General features: G+C 69.0%; 18 protein-coding genes. 12 read left to right on the top strand and 6 right to left on the bottom strand.

Annotated elements, in window-relative coordinates; genetic code table 11:
- The 3 genes from ABD378_RS00540 to ABD378_RS00530 form a co-directional block, all read left to right on the top strand.
- On the top strand, nucleotides 1-581 hold a 581-nt coding region (locus tag ABD378_RS00540), incomplete at its 5' end, for a CobW C-terminal domain-containing protein (RefSeq protein WP_344518226.1).
- Nucleotides 582-821 (top strand): 30S ribosomal protein S18, encoded by a 240-nt coding sequence (gene rpsR, locus ABD378_RS00535; RefSeq protein WP_344518225.1) that lies wholly within the window; start codon nucleotides 582-584, stop codon nucleotides 819-821.
- A gap of 354 nt (nucleotides 822-1,175) precedes the next feature.
- On the top strand, nucleotides 1,176-1,415 hold the full coding sequence (locus ABD378_RS00530) for a DUF397 domain-containing protein (RefSeq protein ID WP_344518224.1): 240 nt from the start codon (nucleotides 1,176-1,178) through the stop codon (nucleotides 1,413-1,415).
- 53 nt (nucleotides 1,416-1,468) lie between these two features.
- Here the strand turns inward: ABD378_RS00530 and ABD378_RS00525 are convergent, their stop codons facing one another.
- Entirely contained in the window at nucleotides 1,469-1,954 is a 486-nt protein-coding gene (locus ABD378_RS00525) for an ATP-binding protein (protein ID WP_344518223.1), read from the bottom strand.
- A gap of 329 nt (nucleotides 1,955-2,283) precedes the next feature.
- On the opposite strand from ABD378_RS00525, the gene ABD378_RS00520 reads away from it, so the two are divergent.
- The 3 genes from ABD378_RS00520 to ABD378_RS00510 all read left to right on the top strand — a co-directional run bounded on the left by ABD378_RS00520 (nucleotide 2,284) and on the right by ABD378_RS00510 (nucleotide 5,371).
- Nucleotides 2,284-3,147 carry a helix-turn-helix domain-containing protein gene (locus tag ABD378_RS00520; RefSeq protein WP_344518222.1) on the top strand — a complete coding sequence of 288 codons (864 nt, stop codon included), beginning with the start codon at nucleotides 2,284-2,286 and terminating at the stop codon, nucleotides 3,145-3,147.
- A 57-nt stretch (nucleotides 3,148-3,204) separates the two neighbouring features.
- A complete protein-coding gene (locus ABD378_RS00515) occupies nucleotides 3,205-4,662 on the top strand; it encodes an aldehyde dehydrogenase family protein (RefSeq protein WP_344518221.1) in 1,458 nt (485 codons plus the stop codon).
- 163 nt (nucleotides 4,663-4,825) lie between these two features.
- Nucleotides 4,826-5,371 carry a DinB family protein gene (locus ABD378_RS00510; protein ID WP_344518220.1) on the top strand — a complete coding sequence of 182 codons (546 nt, stop codon included), beginning with the start codon at nucleotides 4,826-4,828 and terminating at the stop codon, nucleotides 5,369-5,371.
- Here ABD378_RS00510 and ABD378_RS00505 read toward each other — a convergent pair.
- Entirely contained in the window at nucleotides 5,368-6,078 is a 711-nt protein-coding gene (locus tag ABD378_RS00505) for a bleomycin resistance protein (RefSeq protein WP_344518219.1), read from the bottom strand. The two genes, ABD378_RS00510 and ABD378_RS00505, sit on opposite strands and share 4 nt — an antisense overlap.
- Before the next feature lie 48 nt (nucleotides 6,079-6,126).
- Between ABD378_RS00505 and ABD378_RS00500 the strand changes: the two genes are divergently transcribed.
- From ABD378_RS00500 to ABD378_RS00490, 3 genes are all read left to right on the top strand, one after another.
- Entirely contained in the window at nucleotides 6,127-6,768 is a 642-nt protein-coding gene (locus tag ABD378_RS00500) for a PadR family transcriptional regulator (protein WP_344518218.1), read from the top strand.
- Between the two features lie 131 nt (nucleotides 6,769-6,899).
- A complete protein-coding gene (locus ABD378_RS00495; protein WP_344518217.1) occupies nucleotides 6,900-7,889 on the top strand; it encodes an ATP-binding cassette domain-containing protein in 990 nt (329 codons plus the stop codon).
- Complete coding sequence (locus ABD378_RS00490; protein WP_344518216.1) at nucleotides 7,886-8,713, top strand: ABC transporter permease; 828 nt, start codon at nucleotides 7,886-7,888, stop codon at nucleotides 8,711-8,713. The genes ABD378_RS00495 and ABD378_RS00490 overlap by 4 nt, the downstream gene beginning before the upstream one ends.
- Before the next feature lie 53 nt (nucleotides 8,714-8,766).
- On the opposite strand, the gene gad is transcribed toward ABD378_RS00490, so the two are convergent.
- Nucleotides 8,767-10,194, bottom strand: coding sequence for a glutamate decarboxylase (gad, locus tag ABD378_RS00485; RefSeq protein WP_344518215.1), 1,428 nt, complete (start codon nucleotides 10,192-10,194; stop codon nucleotides 8,767-8,769).
- Between the two features lie 164 nt (nucleotides 10,195-10,358).
- Between gad and ABD378_RS00480 the strand changes: the two genes are divergently transcribed.
- On the top strand, nucleotides 10,359-11,117 hold the full coding sequence (locus ABD378_RS00480) for a MerR family transcriptional regulator (RefSeq protein ID WP_344518214.1): 759 nt from the start codon (nucleotides 10,359-10,361) through the stop codon (nucleotides 11,115-11,117).
- Nucleotides 11,118-11,208: 91 nt separating this feature from the next.
- Here the strand turns inward: ABD378_RS00480 and ABD378_RS00475 are convergent, their stop codons facing one another.
- Nucleotides 11,209-11,577, bottom strand: a complete 369-nt coding sequence (locus tag ABD378_RS00475) for a YbjQ family protein (protein WP_344518213.1) — start codon at nucleotides 11,575-11,577, stop codon at nucleotides 11,209-11,211.
- Nucleotides 11,578-11,726: 149 nt separating this feature from the next.
- On the opposite strand from ABD378_RS00475, the gene ABD378_RS00470 reads away from it, so the two are divergent.
- The gene (locus ABD378_RS00470; RefSeq protein ID WP_344518212.1) at nucleotides 11,727-12,419 is read left to right on the top strand and encodes a DedA family protein; all 693 of its coding nucleotides are present in this window, start codon (nucleotides 11,727-11,729) and stop codon (nucleotides 12,417-12,419) included.
- Here the strand turns inward: ABD378_RS00470 and ABD378_RS00465 are convergent, their stop codons facing one another.
- On the bottom strand, nucleotides 12,420-14,105 hold the full coding sequence (locus ABD378_RS00465; protein WP_344518211.1) for a threonine/serine exporter family protein: 1,686 nt from the start codon (nucleotides 14,103-14,105) through the stop codon (nucleotides 12,420-12,422).
- A gap of 138 nt (nucleotides 14,106-14,243) precedes the next feature.
- Nucleotides 14,244-14,732 carry an inorganic diphosphatase gene (locus tag ABD378_RS00460; RefSeq protein WP_135330561.1) on the bottom strand — a complete coding sequence of 163 codons (489 nt, stop codon included), beginning with the start codon at nucleotides 14,730-14,732 and terminating at the stop codon, nucleotides 14,244-14,246.
- Nucleotides 14,733-14,817: 85 nt separating this feature from the next.
- Between ABD378_RS00460 and dacB the strand changes: the two genes are divergently transcribed.
- Nucleotides 14,818-16,392 carry a D-alanyl-D-alanine carboxypeptidase/D-alanyl-D-alanine endopeptidase gene (gene dacB, locus ABD378_RS00455; RefSeq protein ID WP_425583804.1) on the top strand — a complete coding sequence of 525 codons (1,575 nt, stop codon included), beginning with the start codon at nucleotides 14,818-14,820 and terminating at the stop codon, nucleotides 16,390-16,392.
- Nucleotides 16,393-16,489: the final 97 nt, after the last annotated feature.

Here is a 16,489-nt window from a genome sequence, read left to right as displayed (position 1 = left end):
CCACCGACTGGGACCCTGCCCGCACCTACGCCTTCGCCTCCCTGCGGGACTCCCGCGTTCCCGCGCTCGCCGGGTACGACGTCGAGTCGGCCGCCGCGGCCCAGCATCCGTCGTGCGCGCTGCTGCCGACCGACGCCGACGAGGCCGGGGTCGCCACCCTCGTATGGCACCGGGACCGGCCCTTCCACCCGGAGCGGCTCTACCAGGCCCTGGAGGACCTGACCTGCGCCGCGGCCCGCAGCCGTGGCCGGTTCTGGCTCGCCGACCACCCGGACACGCTGCTCGGCTGGGACGCGGCGGGCGGCGCGCTGTGCGTGGAGAGCGCGGGGCCCTGGCTGGCCTCGCTGCCTGACGCCGCGTGGGAGATGGTGCCGCCGGTGCGGCGCGCGGCGGCGGCACTCGACTGGCATCCGGAGCACGGCGACTGCTGCCAGCACCTGGTCTTCATCTCGCCGGGCCTGGACCGCGAGGGTCTCGAAGAGGTCCTGGAGTCATGCCTGTTGACGGACGAGGAGTACGCCGCCGGGCGCGAGGCCTGGAAACACCTGCCCCCCGCCTTCGACACCCTCCTGGAGGTCTGAATGTCCCCCCGCAAGCCGTCCCCGCGCGTCCAGAAGCCGCGTCCCAACCCTCTGGACCAGGCGAAGATCACGTACATCGACTACAAGGACACGGAGCTGCTCCGCAGGTTCATCTCGGACCGGGGGAAGATCCGCTCCCGGCGGGTCACCCGGGTCTCCGCCCAGCAGCAGCGGTTGCTCGCGCGGGCGATCAAGAACGCTCGGGAGATGGCGTTGCTGCCGTACGGCCCGGCTCGCTGAACCGCCCACACACGGCGCCCCCCACCCGCACGGCGCCCCGCATCCCGGCACCCAGGCAGGGGATTTCCTACGGTTGATCCGTAGGGGGTCCCCTGCCTTCTGTTGTGCCCCTCCTGTTGTGCCCACGTAGACGGTGGAACAAGAAGGGCGCGGGATGCGTCTCCTCCTACGTACATGAACGCGTTCGCATGTCATGCGGGGACCTGGGCAGGTGCTGACAGAGCTGTAACCAAGGGAACACCCCCCGTGCACGTGCATCTGCCCATGCATCGGCATGTGAACACAGCTATGATCCGGGACAGTTGACCACTGCATCTAGAGCCACATCAGGCACTGCACCACCGGGGAGCGACTGTGCACCACGTGTTTAACGGCATGGCTGCCACGGAGCTTCACGGGGTGGCCTGGCAGAAGAGCAGGCACAGCAACTCGCAGGGATCCTGCGTGGAGTTCGCGAAACTGCCGGGCGGCGACGTCGCCGTACGCAACTCGCGGTTTCCCGACGGCCCGGCGCTCGTCTACACGCGCGCCGAGATCGAGGCGATGCTGCTCGGGATGAAGGACGGGGAGTTCGACCACCTGATAGGTGGTTAGCCCCGCTGCTGAATGACGCTGCCGAATGACGTGCGTCGGTCGGCGGTCGCCCGCTAGACCAGCTGGAACAGCGCCCAGACGACCTTGCCGCGCAGTGCGCCCGCGAGCGGGTGCCAGCCCCAGCTGTCGCTGAACGAGTCCACCAGGAACAGGCCGCGGCCCGACTCGGCCGAGAAGTCGTCGTCCGTCTCGCGCGCGACGGGACTGTCGTCGCTGGGGTCGCGCACGGCGCACACCAGACGCGAGGTCCAGCGCATCAAGTGCAGCCGCACCGGCGGGCCCTGGTCGCGCGGGGTGTCGGACGGCAGGGCATGTCTCAGGGCGTTGGTGACCAACTCGGAGACGACGAGGGCGATGTCGTCGAAGCGCTCTTCCAGTTCCCACTGGGTCAGCGTCTTGCGCGTGAACTGCCGTGCGCTGCCCACCGCTTCGTAGCGGGCGGGCAGAGAGCAGGAAGCCGCGCTGGAGACCGCTGAGGGGTCGAGTGGGGGAAGCCCCTGCCGTAACGGCTCGAGCATGGTCGATCCATTCGTCCCCATGCGAGGCACTCCCCGGTTTCGCGGTACATAGCGATGGAGCGGTGGTGCGGTCGGTACAACGACGCTGCGACGCGTCGGCACAGCTCGGCCCGACGGTGATACAGCGGTGGCGCGCGGACCATGGTTCCGAATGCGTACAGCAGATGCAAGGGCAGATGCACGTGCACGCGCCGGACTTGCTCGTTCCCGTGCCACTTCTTGCCCATTTCTTCCTACGACTTCTTGTGGAGGACTTCCGAAGGCTTTCCGTTTCTGTAACCGGATGAGTACGGCCTGAAGCGTTTAATGGCAGACTGCTGGCTTCCAAGTGATGGGGAGGATTGAGCGAAGTGACCGCAGGGGAGTCGAGCGGCTCGGTCGTACGGCGCATGCTCCTTGGCTCGCAACTCAGGCGCCTGAGGGAATCGCGCGGCATCACTCGTGAAGCGGCCGGCTACTCGATCCGAGCCTCCGAGTCGAAGATCAGCCGCATGGAGTTGGGACGGGTGAGCTTCAAGTCCAGGGACGTCGAGGACCTGTTGACGCTGTACGGCGTCACCGACGAGGCCGAGCGGGTCGCACTGCTCTCGCTCGCCAAGGAGGCCAACCTCGCCGGCTGGTGGCACAGTTACTCGGATGTCCTGCCGGGCTGGTTCCAAACGTACGTTGGTCTCGAAGGCGCCGCTTCCCTCATCCGCGTCTACGAAGTCCAGTTCGTCAACGGCCTGTTGCAGACCGAGGCGTACGCGCACGCGGTCGTCGCGCGCGGCATGAAGGGCGCGAGCAAGGCGGACATCGAGCGCCGAGTCGCCCTGCGCCTCGAACGCCAGAAGCTGCTCATCGCCGAGCGCGCTCCCCGCTTCCACTGCGTACTCGACGAGGCCGCGCTCCGACGCCCTTATGGGGACCGGGAAGTGATGCGCGGTCAGATTCAGCACCTGATCGACATTTCCGAACGGCCGAATGTCACCCTTCAGGTCATGCCGTTCAGTTTCGGTGGGCACTCGGGCGAGAGCGGAGCGTTCACCATGCTGCGCTTCCCGGAATCGGACCTCTCGGACGTCGTGTACGTGGAGCAGCTGACGGGAGCGCTGTACCTCGACAAGCCCGAGGAAGTCGGCCAGTACGAGCGGGTGGTGAGCGAGCTGCAGAGCGACAGCCCCAATCCGGCCGATAGTCGCGACCTTCTCCGTGGTCTGCTCCAACTCACCTGATACATCAGTACGATGACGTGAAATCAGATGTCTGCACAGTCTGCGGCAAGGGGTCTCATGTCCTTCTTCACTGACCTGGCTCACCAGTACATAGACGGTGAGTGGAAGGCCGGTTCCGGCTCCTGGGACATCATCGACTTCAATCCGTACAACGGGGAGAAGCTGGCGTCGATCACCGTGGCGACGGCCGACGAGGTGGACCAGGCCTACCGAGCGGCCGAGCGTGCGCAGAAGGCGTGGGGCGCGACCAACCCCTATGCCCGGCGCACCGTCTTCGAGCGTGCCCTGCGCATCGTCGAGGACCGTGAGGAAGAGATATCCGAGGCGATCGTCGCCGAGCTGGGCGGCACCCGGCTCAAGGCCGCCTTCGAGATCCACCTCACCAAGGAATTCCTGCGCGAGGCCGTCCACGTCGCGCTGCAGCCCGAGGGCCGCATCCTGCCCTCGCCCGACGGCACCAAGGAGAACCGCCTCTACCGCGTCCCGGTGGGCGTGGTCGGCGTCATCAGCCCCTTCAACTTCCCGCTGTTGCTCTCCCTCAAGACGGTCGCCCCGGCGCTCGCCCTGGGCAACGCGGTGGTGCTCAAGCCGCACCAGAACACGCCCGTGATGGGCGGCAGCTTCCTTGCGAAGCTGTTCGAGGAGGCGGGCCTTCCGGCCGGCGTCCTGAACGTGGTCATCACCGACATCGCCGAGATCGGTGACGCCTTCATCGAGCACCCGGTGCCGAGCGTCATCTCGTTCACGGGCTCGGACCGCGTGGGCCGTCATGTCGGCACGGTCTGTGCCTCGCACTTCAAGCGTTCGATCCTGGAGCTCGGCGGCAACAGCGCCCTTGTCGTGCTCGACGACGCGGACATCGACTACGCCGTGGACGCCGCGGTCTTCAGCCGGTTCGTGCACCAGGGCCAGGTCTGCATGGCCGCCAACCGCATCCTTGTCGACCGGTCCCTGGAGGCGGAGTTCACCGAGAAGTTCGTCGCGAAGGTCGCGTCCCTGAACGTCGGAGACCCGGCGGACCCGGCGACCCACATCGGCCCGCTGATCAACTCCTCGCAGGCGGACGCGGTGACGAAGACCGTCGATCAGGCGGTGGCCGCGGGCGCCAAGGCCCTCCTGCACGGCAGCACCGAGGGCAGTCTGGTGGCGCCCACCGTCCTCACGGACCTGCCCGCCGACTCCCCTCTCCTGCACCAGGAGATCTTCGGCCCGGTGGCGCTGCTCGTGCCCTTCGAGGGCGAGGAAGACGCCGTACGCATCGCCAACGACACTCCGTACGGACTCAGCGGCGCCGTCCACACGGCCGACATCGAGCGTGGTGTGCGATTCGCGCGGAGGGTCAACAGCGGCATGTTCCACGTGAACGACGGCACCGTGCACGACGAGCCGATCGTGCCCTTCGGCGGCGAGAAGCACTCGGGCGTCGGGCGCCTCAACGGCGAGTCGACGGTGGAGGCGTTCACGACGCAGACGTGGATCTCGGTGCAGCACGGGCGCTCCCGATTCCCCTTCTGAGCCTCTGAGCCTCTGAGTATCTGAGCCTCCGGGCCTCTGAGCGGCCTTCCGCGTACGTCGCGAACTCCCGGACCCTTGCGGACAGAACCTGACCGCAAGGGTCCGTAACGTCAGTGGTGTCGGAAAGCCCGGCAGGCTCTACAGGCTCGGAGAGGCGGACCCCATGGTCACCCACGTCAACGCAGAGGCCCCCGGCGACGAGCGCGGCGCGCTGCTCGCCTTCCTCGACGCCGAGCGCGGCGGCATCCGGCGGGCGCTGATCGGCCTGAGCGACGAGCAGGCGGCCACGAAGCCGAGCGTCAGCGAGCTCTCGCTCTCCGGGCTGCTCAAGCACGTCGCGGAGGTCGAGGAGGGCTGGATCGCGCGGGCGCGGGGCGTCGACCCGGCGATCGAGCGCACCGAGGCGAACTGGGACGAGTGCTTCCGCCTTGTCGAGGGCGAGACGGTGGATTCGGCGCTCGCGTACTGGCGCCAAGTCGCCGACCGCACCGAGGAGTTCATTCGTTCCCTGCCCACCCTCGACGCGACCTTCGCGCTGCCGGACCAGCCGTGGTTCCCGAAGGAGGACGTGTCGATGCGGTGGGTGCTGCTCCGCCTGATCACCGAGATGTCCCGGCACTCGGGCCACGCCGACATCATCCGCGAGACCCTCGACGGCAAGACGGCGTTCGAGCTGGTGGCCCTGGAGCGCGGCGAGAGCTGGGGCTAGGGGGCGAGGGCCTCGCGCAGCTCCTTGGCCCGCTGCAGCTCGTCGGCCGCGGACAGCCGTTCCTCCTCGGTGAGCCGGACCGCCGCGGCCCGGTCGAGCCACTCGGCCGGCTGCTCCGGCTCGCCGAGCTGCGCGGCCATCTCGGCCCGCACGACGTAGAGCTTCACGAGCTGTACGGGCGTGGGGGCGCCGTCCGCCGCGAGGGCGTGGTCGATGATGCGGGCCGCCGCCGTATGGTCCTGCTTGGACTCGCCCAGGAGCACGGCCTGGTGCAGGGCGCGTGCGTACCGCTCCTTCGGCACCTCCGGGTGCTCCAGGGACTCGGCGGTGCGCTGTCCGACGCGGATGGAGTTGCCCGCCGGGTCCGACATGAGGAACTGCCGCATTCCGTAGCTCATGTCCTTCAGGGCGCCGATGCGGGGCAGGCCGCGGGTGGGGATCCGCCCGAGGGTCTGCTTGAGTCCGGCGCGGAAGGAGGCGTGGAGGGTGTCCACGTCGTCGGTGATGACGTAACAGGCGCTGTAGGACGCCTTGGGGTCGTAGTCCTTCATGCGGAAGAACTGGAACTCCATGTCGCCGCGCTCGACGACGCCGTAGGGGTAGGGGCTCTTCTGGTAGTACGTCACCTCGAAGCCGATGGCTTTGTAGAAGTCGAGCGTCTCGTCGAGCGCGTGGGAGGGGAACAGGGGGATCATTGTCTCGGCCACACCGCTACTCTAATCAAAGTTGATTAGGGAGAGAGGGAGGTGGCTTTCATGTCGGCGATCCGGCTGCTGGTCCTCGGCGCCGTCCGTCAGCACGGACGGGCCCACGGCTATCAAGTGCGCAACGACCTGGAGTACTGGGGCGCACATGAGTGGTCCAACGCCAAGCCCGGCTCGATCTACCACGCGCTGAAGCAGATGGCCAAGCAAGGCCTGCTGCTCGCGCACGAGATCGCCCCGTCGACCGCGGGCGGCCCGCCGCGCACGGAGTACGAGATCACGGAGGCGGGCACCGAGGAGTTCCTGAATCTGCTCCGGACCAACCTGGTCGCGTACGAACAGCGGCCTGACGTGCTCTCGGCGGCCCTCGGTTTCATCGTCGACCTGCCACGCGACGAGGTCGTCGATCTGCTGAAGCAGCGGGTGCGGGGCATCGAGGAGTGGCGCAGGTCCGCCACGGAGTACTACACGCCCGAGGACGGCCCGGAGCAGCTCGGGCACATCGGCGAGATCATGAACCTCTGGGTCCACACGGCCGACGGGGGCGTGGAGTGGACGCGCGGCCTGATCAAGCGGATCGAGGGCGGGGCGTACACGTTCGCGGGGGAGGGTGAGCCGTTCGTGGGCATCCTTGCCGAGGGCGAGGTGAACCCGTTCGCGACCGGGGCGCCGCACACGGAGGACGAGTACTGATCGACTGATCGACGCGGGGCGGGCCAGCCGCTGATCAAGTTTGACTAATCCTGGGTTCGGGAGTACCTTCCTTCGCGTCGGACTTGTAGTCAAGTTTGACTACGGGGTGGCACGGGCTCGGAGGGAGTCGGATGACGGACGCGATCGTCGTCGAGGGTGCACGGAAGCGGTACGGGGAGAAGTGGGCGCTCGACGGACTTGACCTGAGGGTCGGGCGCGGCACGGTGCACGGCATGCTCGGCCCGAACGGCGCGGGCAAGACCACCGTGGTGCGGGTGCTCGCCACGCTGCTGCGGGCGGACGAGGGCCGGGCGGAGGTCGCCGGGTACGACGTGCACAGGCAGCCGGACGAGGTGCGCAGGCGCATCGGCCTGCTCGGCCAGCACGCCGCGCTCGACGAGGAGTTGAGCGGTCGGCAGAACCTGGACATGTTCGGGCGGCTCTACCACCTGGGCGCACGGCACGCGCGCGTGCGGGCCGATGAGCTCCTGGAGCGCTTCGGGCTCGGCGACACCGGCCGCAAGGCGGTCAAGCAGTACAGCGGCGGCATGCGGCGCCGCCTGGACCTCGCCGCCTCGCTCATCACGGAGCCCGACGTGCTGTTCCTGGACGAGCCGACGACGGGCCTGGACCCCCGAGGCCGCACGGAGGTCTGGGAGGCGGTGCGCTCGCTGGTCGACGGCGGTACGACGGTGCTGCTCACCACGCAGTACCTCGAAGAGGCGGACCAGCTCGCCCACCGCATCTCGGTGATCGACCGGGGCCGGGTCATCGCGGACGGCACGGCGGACGAGCTGAAGTCGAGGACCGGCGGCGACCGGATCGACGTGGTGGTGCGCGACGCGGCCCAACTGGAGCTCGTGGCACGCCTCCTGCCCGGCGACGCCACGCTGGACGCGGACCGGCGCCTTGCCAGCGCGCCGGTGGTGGACCGGATGGGGGCGCTCACCGGGGTCGTGCAGGCCCTGCGGGACGCCGGTGTCGAGGCGGAGGACATCGCGGTGCGCAGGCCGACCCTGGACGAGGTGTTCCTGCGCCTTACGGGCCGCGCGGATGACCAGGAGGACCAGGAAGGCCGCGAAGACGGCGAAGACCGGGAACGTACGAAGGAGACCGTGTGAGCGCGACGATAACGAGCCGTACGCCCGCGGTGAGCGGTGCACCCGTCAGGTGGGCCGCGATCGACTCCTGGACCATGACGCGGCGCGAACTCGCCCACTGGGCGCGGCAGCCCGTGCAGGTGCTCGTCGGCCTGGTCTTCCCGGTGATGTTCCTGCTGATGTTCAACTACCTGATCGGCGGCGGAAAGGGCATCGCGGGCACCTACGCCGAGTTCCTGGTGCCCGGCATGTTCGCGCTGACCATGGCCTTCGGCCTGGACGCGACGATGGTCGCCGTCACGCAGGACCTCAACAAGGGTGTGATCGACCGCTTCCGGTCCATGCCGATGACCAACGGCGCCGTCCTGGTGGGCCGTTCGGTCGCGGACATGCTGCAGTCGCTCGTCTCGCTGCTCGTCATGATCGGCGTCGGCCTCGCGATCGGCTGGCGCTGGCACGGCTCGTTCGGTGCGGCGCTCGGCGCGGTCGGTCTGCTGCTCCTGCTGCGGTTCGCGATGCTGTGGATCGGCATCCACCTTGCGATGGTGGTGGGCAAGCCGGAGATGGTCATGGCCGTGCAGATCCTGGTCTGGCCGGTCGGCTTCCTCTCCAACGCCTTCACGGTCCCGCAGAACATGCCGGGCTGGCTCGGCGCGACGGTCGAGTGGAACCCGATGTCGGCGACGGCCACGGCGGTGCGTGACCTGTTCGGCAACGACCCCGGGGTGGTGGGCACTTCATGGGCCGCCGAGCATGCGGGGCTGATGGCCGTGGTGTGGCCCGTGGTGCTCGTGGGGGTGTTCATGCCGCTGGCGGTGCGGAGGTTCGGGGGGCTCAGCAAGTAGCCGCGTGAATCCGTGCGGGCCCTAGTGCCCTAGTGCCCTCGTGCCCCAGTGCCTTAGTGGTGGAACCCCGTGGCCGCGTCCCTGTCCCGCGTCAACGGGTGCGGCTGCTGCCGCAGTTCGGGCACCAGGCTGCTCAGGTCCGCCAGGAAGAGCTCCGCGAGGTCGGCCGTGAAGCCGTTGCGGCAGACCACGCGGAGCACCGCCAGGTCCTCGCGGTGCGCCGGGAAGGTGTACGCGGGGACCAGCCAGCCGCGCTCGCGAAGCCGCCGGGACACGTCGAAGACGTCGTACGCCTTCACGTCGTCCCGCGTGGTGAAGGCGAACACCGGCAGCTGGTCGCCGCGGGTGATCAGCCGGAAGTCGCCGAGCGCGTCGACGCGTTCCGCGAGGCCGCGGGCGACGTCCCTGGCCGCCTGCTGGACGGCGCGGAAGCCCTCGCGGCCCAGGCGCAGGAACGTGTAGTACTGCGCGGCGACCTGCGCACCCGGCCGGGAGAAGTTCAGCGCGAACGTCGGCATGTCACCGCCGAGGTAGTTCACCCGGAACACCAGCTCCTCCGGCAGCGCGTTCGCGTCCCGCCACAGCGCCCAGCCGACGCCCGGGTAGACCAGGCCGTACTTGTGGCCCGATGTGTTGATCGACGCCACCCTCGGAAGGCGGAAGTCCCACTCCAGGTCCTCGTCGAGGAAGGGCGCCACCATCGCCCCTGACGCGCCGTCGACGTGCACGGGGATGTCGAGCCCGGTGCGCTCCTGGAGGTCGTCGAGGGCCGCGCAGAGCTCGGCCACCGGCTCGTACGACCCGTCGAAGGTGGAGCCGAGCACGGCCACGACGCCGATCGTGTTCTCGTCGCAGAGCTCGGCTGCGGCCTCCGGATCGAGGTGGAACCGGTCGCCCTCCATGGGGATCTGGCGCGCCTCGACCTCCCAGAAGTTGCAGAACTTCTCCCAGCAGACCTGGACGTTGACGCCCATGACGAGGTTGGGGCGTGCGGTGGGCGATGGATAGCGGTCGATGTTGCGCTTGTCCTTGGCCCAGCGGCGCTTGAGCGCCATCCCGGCGAGCATGCACGCCTCGCTCGACCCGGTCGTCGAGCAGCCGACGGCGCCCGTGGGGTCGGGCGCGTGCCACAGGTCGGCGAGCATGGCCACGCAGCGCCGCTCCAGCTCGGCGGTGTGCGGGTACTCGTCCTTGTCGATCATGTTCTTGTCCCGGCACTCCTCCATGAGGACGCCGGCCTGCGGCTCCATCCACGTGGTGACGAAGGTCGCGAGATTGAGGCGTGAGTTTCCGTCCAGCATCAGCTCGTCGTGCACCAGCTGGTACGCCGTCGTGGGCGGCAGCGGTCCGTCCGGGAGGCGGTGCTTGGGCGGAGCCTCGGTCATGCCGCTGACCGGGTTGGCCTCTCCGTAGAAGGGGTTCACCGCGAGGGTGCGCTCCCTGGAGTCGCCGTTCGGGCCGTCGCTGTGGTGGAGCGGCATGGGCGGTCTCCTCGGGGCTGAGGTCTTCTGTCCCTGTACGGGGGTGTCCGGGGCTTTCATGTCCCTGTTGGCGAGGATATGGGCGGCTGCCGGAGCCTGCACTTGCACCTCACGTGACGTGAGGACTCAGGCTGAGGCGCGTACCGAGAGAGAGGGCGGGAGCCATGAGCTACTCCGTGGGACAGGTCGCCGGTTTCGCCGGAGTGACGGTGCGCACGCTGCACCACTACGACGAGATCGGCCTGCTCGTACCCAGCGAGCGCAGCCACGCGGGCCACCGGCGCTACAGCGACGGCGACCTGGACCGGCTGCAACAGATCTTGTTCTACCGGGAGCTCGGCTTCCCCCTGGACGAGGTGGCGTCCCTCCTGGACGACCCGGATACGGACCCGCGCGAGCACCTGCGCCGCCAGCACGAGCTGTTGACCGCCCGGATCACCAAGCTCCAGGAGATGGCCGCCGCCGTCGAGACCGCCATGGAGGCGAAGAAGATGGGCATCAACCTCACGCCCGAGGAGAAGTTCGAGGTCTTCGGGGACCACGACCCCGACCAGTACGCGGAGGAGGTCGAGCGGCGCTGGGGCGACACCGACGCCTACAAGGAGTCGCAGCGCAAGGCCGCCGCGTACACCAAGGAGGACTGGCAGCGGATCAACGACGAGTTCGCCGCGGTGCACGCGCGCATGGGCGACGCGCTCGCCAGGGGCCTGCCCGCGGACTCCGAGGAGGCGATGGACGTCGCGGAGGAACACCGCCGCTTCATCACGCGCTTCCACTACGACTGCTCGTACGAGATCCACACCTGCCTCGGCGAGATGTACGTGGCGGACGAGCGGTTCACGGCCACCTACGAGGCCATCCGGCCCGGCCTCGCGGTCTACATGCGGGACGCGATGCTGGCGAACGCGGCGCGGAACAGCTGAGCCGCGAGGATCGGTAGGCCGCGAGGATCGGTAAGGGTCGAGGATCGGTAAGGGGCACCCGGCTATGGCGGGTGCCCCTTACGACTGCTGCTTACTGCTCCTGCGCGATCACGACCGCCGTGCCGTAGGCGCACACCTCCGTGCCGACGTCGGCCGCCTCGGTGACGTCGAAGCGCATCATGAGGACCGCGTTGCCGCCCCGCGCGCGTGCCTGCTCGATGAGGCGCTCCATGGCCTGGTTGCGGGTCTCCACCAGCGTCTTCGTGAGCCCCTTGAGCTCGCCGCCGATCATGGACTTGAGGCCCGCGCCGATCTGGCTGCCCAGGTGCCGGGAGCGCACGGTGAGGCCGAAGACCTCACCGATAACCTGTTGTACGCGGTACCCCGGTACGTCGTTCGTCGTCACGACCAGTACGTCGGAGTGCGGGTCGGTGCCACCGCCGAAATCTTCGATACCCATGGCACACAGCTTTGTCCCAGAACACGCACAGTGCACCCTGGGGAGAGCAGTGGAACCTGGGCACGTCACCTCGCGTTGATAGCTTTGGGCGGCCATCCCCGCCGCACCGCCCTCTCACCTCGCCCTCTCACCCTCAGGAGCCCGGAACCGTGACGACGCTTGCGCTCGGACCAAGCTGGCTGGATCCGGATTACCTCCTGAACACGTTCGGGGTCTGGGGCCTGCTCGCGATCGTCTTCGCCGAGTCGGGGCTGCTCATCGGCTTCTTCCTGCCGGGCGACTCGCTGCTGTTCACGACGGGCCTGCTGATCACGACGAAGCAGCTGGACTTCCCGCTCTGGCTCTGTGTCGTCCTCATCTGCATCGCCGCGATCCTCGGCGACCAGGCGGGCTATCTCTTCGGCAAGAAGGTCGGCCCCGCGCTCTTCAACCGCCCGGACTCCAAGCTGTTCAAGCAGGAGAACGTGGTCAAGGCGCACGAGTTCTTCGAGAAGTACGGCCCGAAGTCCCTGGTCCTTGCCCGCTTCGTGCCCATCGTGCGGACGTTCACGCCGATCATCGCGGGCGTCAGCGGCATGCGGTACCGCTCGTTCATCACGTTCAACATCATCGGCGGCGTCCTCTGGGGCGCGGGTGTGACGTTGCTCGGCGCGTGGCTCGGCAACATCGAGTTCGTGCACAAGAACATCGAGGCGATCCTCATCCTGATCGTCCTGATCTCGGTGGTGCCGATCGTGATCGAGTTCCTGCGGGCGCGCGGCAAGTCCAAGAAGGTGGCCGCGGCCGCGGGCGACGCCCCCGGGGCGGCCCCGGCGTCGCGCGGCCGGCACGCCAAGCGGTAGTCAGAAGCCTCGGGTCCGCTTCGCCGCTCGGCGGTTCGCCGCCGTGGTGGCGCCCGGGATCTTGAGGATCATGCGCGAGATCTCGCTGCCCAGGTTCACGCCGATCGCGATGGCCAGTGCAGTCGCCGCCGCCTTGGTGAGCGAGTTGATGCCCGTGTTCATGTCGTTCTGGGCGAGGGCGAGCAGACCGAAGTACGTCGCGCTACCGGGCAGCAGCGGGCCGATGGCCGCGGTGACGTACGGCAGTGAAGAGGCGAAGCGGTAGCGCGAGAACAGCTGCCCGAACAGGCCCACGAGCCCGGCCGCGACGGCCGTCGCCGCGACCGGCGAGAGCTCGAGCGACGTCTGCGCGAGGGCGCCGAACATGACCCAGGCGATACCGCCGTTGAGGGTCACGATCAGCACGGTGTGACGTTCCTGCTGGAGCAATATCGCGAAGGCGAGGCTCAGCGCCATCGACGCCAGGATCTGGATCACCGGGCGCGAGTCGGTCGCCACGAACGCCGTCTCCGGCTGCAGGCTCGTCGCGTCCAGCATCACGCCGAGCGAAAGCACGAGCAGTACGCCGCAGACGATGCCCACGACGAGATAGCAGACCTCCAGGAGGCGCGCAGCCGCCGTGATGTAGTAGCCGGTCAGGCCGTCCTGGACGCCCGCCACCAGGGCTCTTCCGGGGATCAGGGCGAAGAGGCCACCCGTGATCACCGCGGACGCGTTGACCTCCTGAGAGTGCACGAGGCTGAGCGTGACGCCCATCGCGGCGGGCGGCATCGCGGCGCCCACGAACTGGTAGAACTCCGGAAGACCGCGGCCCGCGCACAGCCAGGCGAGCCGGTCGCCGAGCATCGCGCCGAACGCCGCGACCAGGAAGACCAGGGCGCCACCGCCGACGAGCACGGACGCCGAGCCCGCCAGCAGCCCGCTGGCCGCCGTGAGCGCCCAGCCGGGGTAGGGGTGGCGGTTACGCCGGATCGCCGCCAGACGGCGGTAGGCCTCCTCCAGGGAGATGTCGGTGTCCGTGTCGCTGATGTCGTCCACCAGCTGGAAGACGGCCGCGAGACGGGTGTAGTCGGTGCCGCGGCGGCGCACGGTCCTGGAGGCCGTGACCGGGTCGTCCACCAGGGACGGCTGGTGCGAGATCGAGAGCAGCGTGAACGTGACGGTCGGCTCGCAGCGGTCAAGGCCGTAGCTGCGGCAGACGGCGAACATCGCCGCCTCCACGTCTTCGGCGCCCTCACCGCCCGCGAGCAGCAGCTCGCCGATACGCAGCGTCAGGTCGAGCACGCGCGGCACGGCGGGCCCGGTCTCGTCCTCGTGCCTCTGCGAGGCCTCCGGAGTGGGCCGTTCGGCGACCGGCATGCGCAGCATCGTGCGCATCTGGTCCTGCCAGGGCGTCTCCTTGGTGAGCTTCACCAGGGGGATGCCGTGCGGGGGCGTGAAGGCGGCGGGCGCGTTGCGGGAGCTGTAGGTGTTCGGCGTGGTGAACGCCGACTTCTCGGTCTCCTGGGTGGTCGACGAGAGATTCGACGCGAGGTTCGGCAGACCGGTCGGGATCGCGAACTCGGAGGTCGTCTGCGCTTCGTCCTCGGGCACCGGTGGCTGCGGCGTCACGCCGGCGGGCTGGGTGAAAGCGCTCCGTGCCTCGTCCGACTGTGGCTTGCGGTCTTCGGCCTCCTGGTCAGCCACTTTTACTGCCTCGCTCCCACATACGAACCCTGCGCACCTCCAGTACGAACAGTATGCGCACAGATACGCGAACGGGCCGCGCGGTCTTCGTGAAGATCGCGCGGCCCGTCAGCGGCCGTCAGTGGCGGGGGAGGGCACTCAGTGACCCTGCGCCTCCGCGCGCTTGTAGGACTTCTCGATCTCGGCCTCGGCGTCCGCGCGGCCGACCCAGTCGGCGCCCTCGACGGACTTGCCGGGCTCCAGGTCCTTGTAGACCTCGAAGAAGTGCTGGATCTCCAGGCGGTCGAACTCGGAGACGTGGTGGATGTCGCGCAGGTGCTCCACGCGCGGGTCCGACGCCGGGACGCAGAGCAGCTTGTCGTCGCCGCCCGCCTCGTCGGTCATCCGGAACATGCCGATCGCGCGGCACTTGATGAGGCAGCCCGGGAAGGTCGGCTCGTCCAGGATGACGAGGGCGTCCAGCGGGTCACCGTCCTCGCCGAGGGTGTTCTCGACGAAGCCGTAGTCCGCGGGGTAGCTGGTCGACGTGAAGAGGCGACGGTCCAAGCGGATCCGGCCGGTCTCGTGGTCCACCTCGTACTTGTTCCGCGAACCCTTCGGAATCTCGATGGTGACGTCGAACTCCACGGGTGGCTCCTCCATGATCAGCACATACTTCGGGTGGTTAAGTGTCCCTCACGCAGATGTGTGATCGCGAAAGGGGCTGGTCGTCGTGCCCGAGCTCAAGCCTTGGCAGCAGACCCGGCAGCAAGTTCGGGAGCTGCTGAAGCAGCTTCCCAAGCCTCCGGCTCCCAAGATCCCTGCTGGTCTCAAGGCTCCTGTGAAGCTCAAGACCTGGCAGTTCACGGCGGGTGCCGCCACCGTCGGACTCGCGATCGCGGCCGGTGCGGTGGCCGCGGCCGGCCCCTGGGACTCCTCCGGTCAGCGTACGGCCGAGCGGGACTGGGCCGCTTCTCAGGAGGCCGGGGGTGGCAGAGATCACGGTGGTCGTACGTCCGGACGGGCGCCCGCGGCCGCCCCGAGCGCCCCCTCCGTGCTCAGGGGGCTCGGAGCGGCAGCGGGTTCGGCGCACGGCGGCTCCGTGCCCGCTCCGGACGGCAAGGCGCTCGCGGGCGTCCTCGATCCGCTCCTGAAGGACAAGGCGCTCGGCCCCGAGCGCTCGGCGGTCGTCATCGACGCGGGCACCGGGCGGCGGGTCTACGGCAAGGGCGGTGGCGACACCCTGACGCCCGCGTCGACCACCAAGATCGCCACGGCGGTCGCGGCGCTGACCTCTGCGGGCGCCGACCACCGCATCACCACGAAGACGGTCATCGAGCCGGACTCCAAGGACGTCGTCCTGGTGGGAGGCGGCGACCCCACGCTCACCGCCCGCAAGGACGGCCCTTACTCGGGAAGCGCCGCGAGCCTGCGCGATCTTGCCGAGGACACCGCGCGCGCCCTGAAGGACCGCGGCGCGGACAAGGTGACCCTGTCGTACGACACCTCGCTGTACACGGGGGAGCAGCAGCACCCCATCGGCCCGAACGAGAACCTCACGCTGGTCAGCGCCCTGATGGCCGACGAGGGCCGCCTCGACGACTCCTCCAGCGGGCCCGCCCCGCGCTCGGGCGACCCGGCGGGCGACGCGGCGAAGAAGTTCGCGGGCCTCCTGAAGGCGGAGGGCATCGAGACCGGCACCAAGGAGAAGAAGGACCCGGGGCCGTCCAAGGCGACGGACAGGGCCGAGACCCTCTCCAAGGTCGAGTCCCCGCCGCTCTCGGCGCTCGTCGAGCGGATGCTGACGCACAGCGACAACGACATCGCCGAGGCGCTGGCCCGCCAGACGGCGCTCGCCTCGAAGGAGCCGGTGAGCTTCGACGGCGCGGGCAAGGCGATCGACGCCCAGCTCAAGAAGGCCGAACTCCCCCTTTCCGGCACGAAGTTCGCCGACGGCAGCGGCCTGGACCGGGCCGACCGCAGCTCGGCCGAGCTGCTCGCCGCGCTCCTGGCCCGCGCCGCCGACCCCGCCCACCCCGAACTGCGCTCGGTGGTGACGGGCCTGCCGGTGGCCGGCTTCACCGGCACCCTGGTCGACCGCTACCCGAAGGACTCCCCGGGCACAGGCGTCGTACGCGCCAAGACCGGCACCCTGACGGGCGTGAACACCCTCGCGGGCACGGTCGTGGACACGGACGGCCGCCTCCTGGTCTTCGCCTTCATGACCACAGGCACCACGGACCCCAAGGCGGCCCAGGCGGCACTCGACCAGATGGCGTCAGCGGTGGCGACATGCGGGTGCCGTTGATTCCGGCCGGGCGGAAGTGACGCCTCCGGGCCCGGAGTGACCCCTACGGGTCCGAGGTGGGGCAATCTCGGGGCTCAATCGGTTCCGTAGTCGGAGC

This window comes from Streptomyces rectiviolaceus, from assembly GCF_039533825.1.
GTDB classification, from domain to species: Bacteria; Actinomycetota; Actinomycetes; order Streptomycetales; family Streptomycetaceae; genus Streptomyces; species Streptomyces rectiviolaceus.
Note: the sequence above shows the minus strand (reverse complement) of the source record. Positions and strands in the feature narration are given on the sequence as shown.

Excerpts from the sequence above, each read along its gene's own strand:
- rpsR (WP_344518225.1), top strand. The coding sequence starts at position 582 with ATGTCCCCCCGCAAGCCGTCCCCGCGCGTCCAGAAGCCGCGTCCCAAC.
- ABD378_RS00525 (WP_344518223.1), bottom strand. The coding sequence starts at position 1,954 with ATGGGGACGAATGGATCGACCATGCTCGAGCCGTTACGGCAGGGGCTT.
- ABD378_RS00515 (WP_344518221.1), top strand. The coding sequence starts at position 3,205 with ATGTCCTTCTTCACTGACCTGGCTCACCAGTACATAGACGGTGAGTGG.
- ABD378_RS00510 (WP_344518220.1), top strand. The coding sequence starts at position 4,826 with ATGGTCACCCACGTCAACGCAGAGGCCCCCGGCGACGAGCGCGGCGCG.
- ABD378_RS00500 (WP_344518218.1), top strand. The coding sequence starts at position 6,127 with ATGTCGGCGATCCGGCTGCTGGTCCTCGGCGCCGTCCGTCAGCACGGA.
- ABD378_RS00495 (WP_344518217.1), top strand. The coding sequence starts at position 6,900 with ATGACGGACGCGATCGTCGTCGAGGGTGCACGGAAGCGGTACGGGGAG.
- gad (WP_344518215.1), bottom strand. The coding sequence starts at position 10,194 with ATGCCGCTCCACCACAGCGACGGCCCGAACGGCGACTCCAGGGAGCGC.
- ABD378_RS00480 (WP_344518214.1), top strand. The coding sequence starts at position 10,359 with ATGAGCTACTCCGTGGGACAGGTCGCCGGTTTCGCCGGAGTGACGGTG.
- ABD378_RS00475 (WP_344518213.1), bottom strand. The coding sequence starts at position 11,577 with ATGGGTATCGAAGATTTCGGCGGTGGCACCGACCCGCACTCCGACGTA.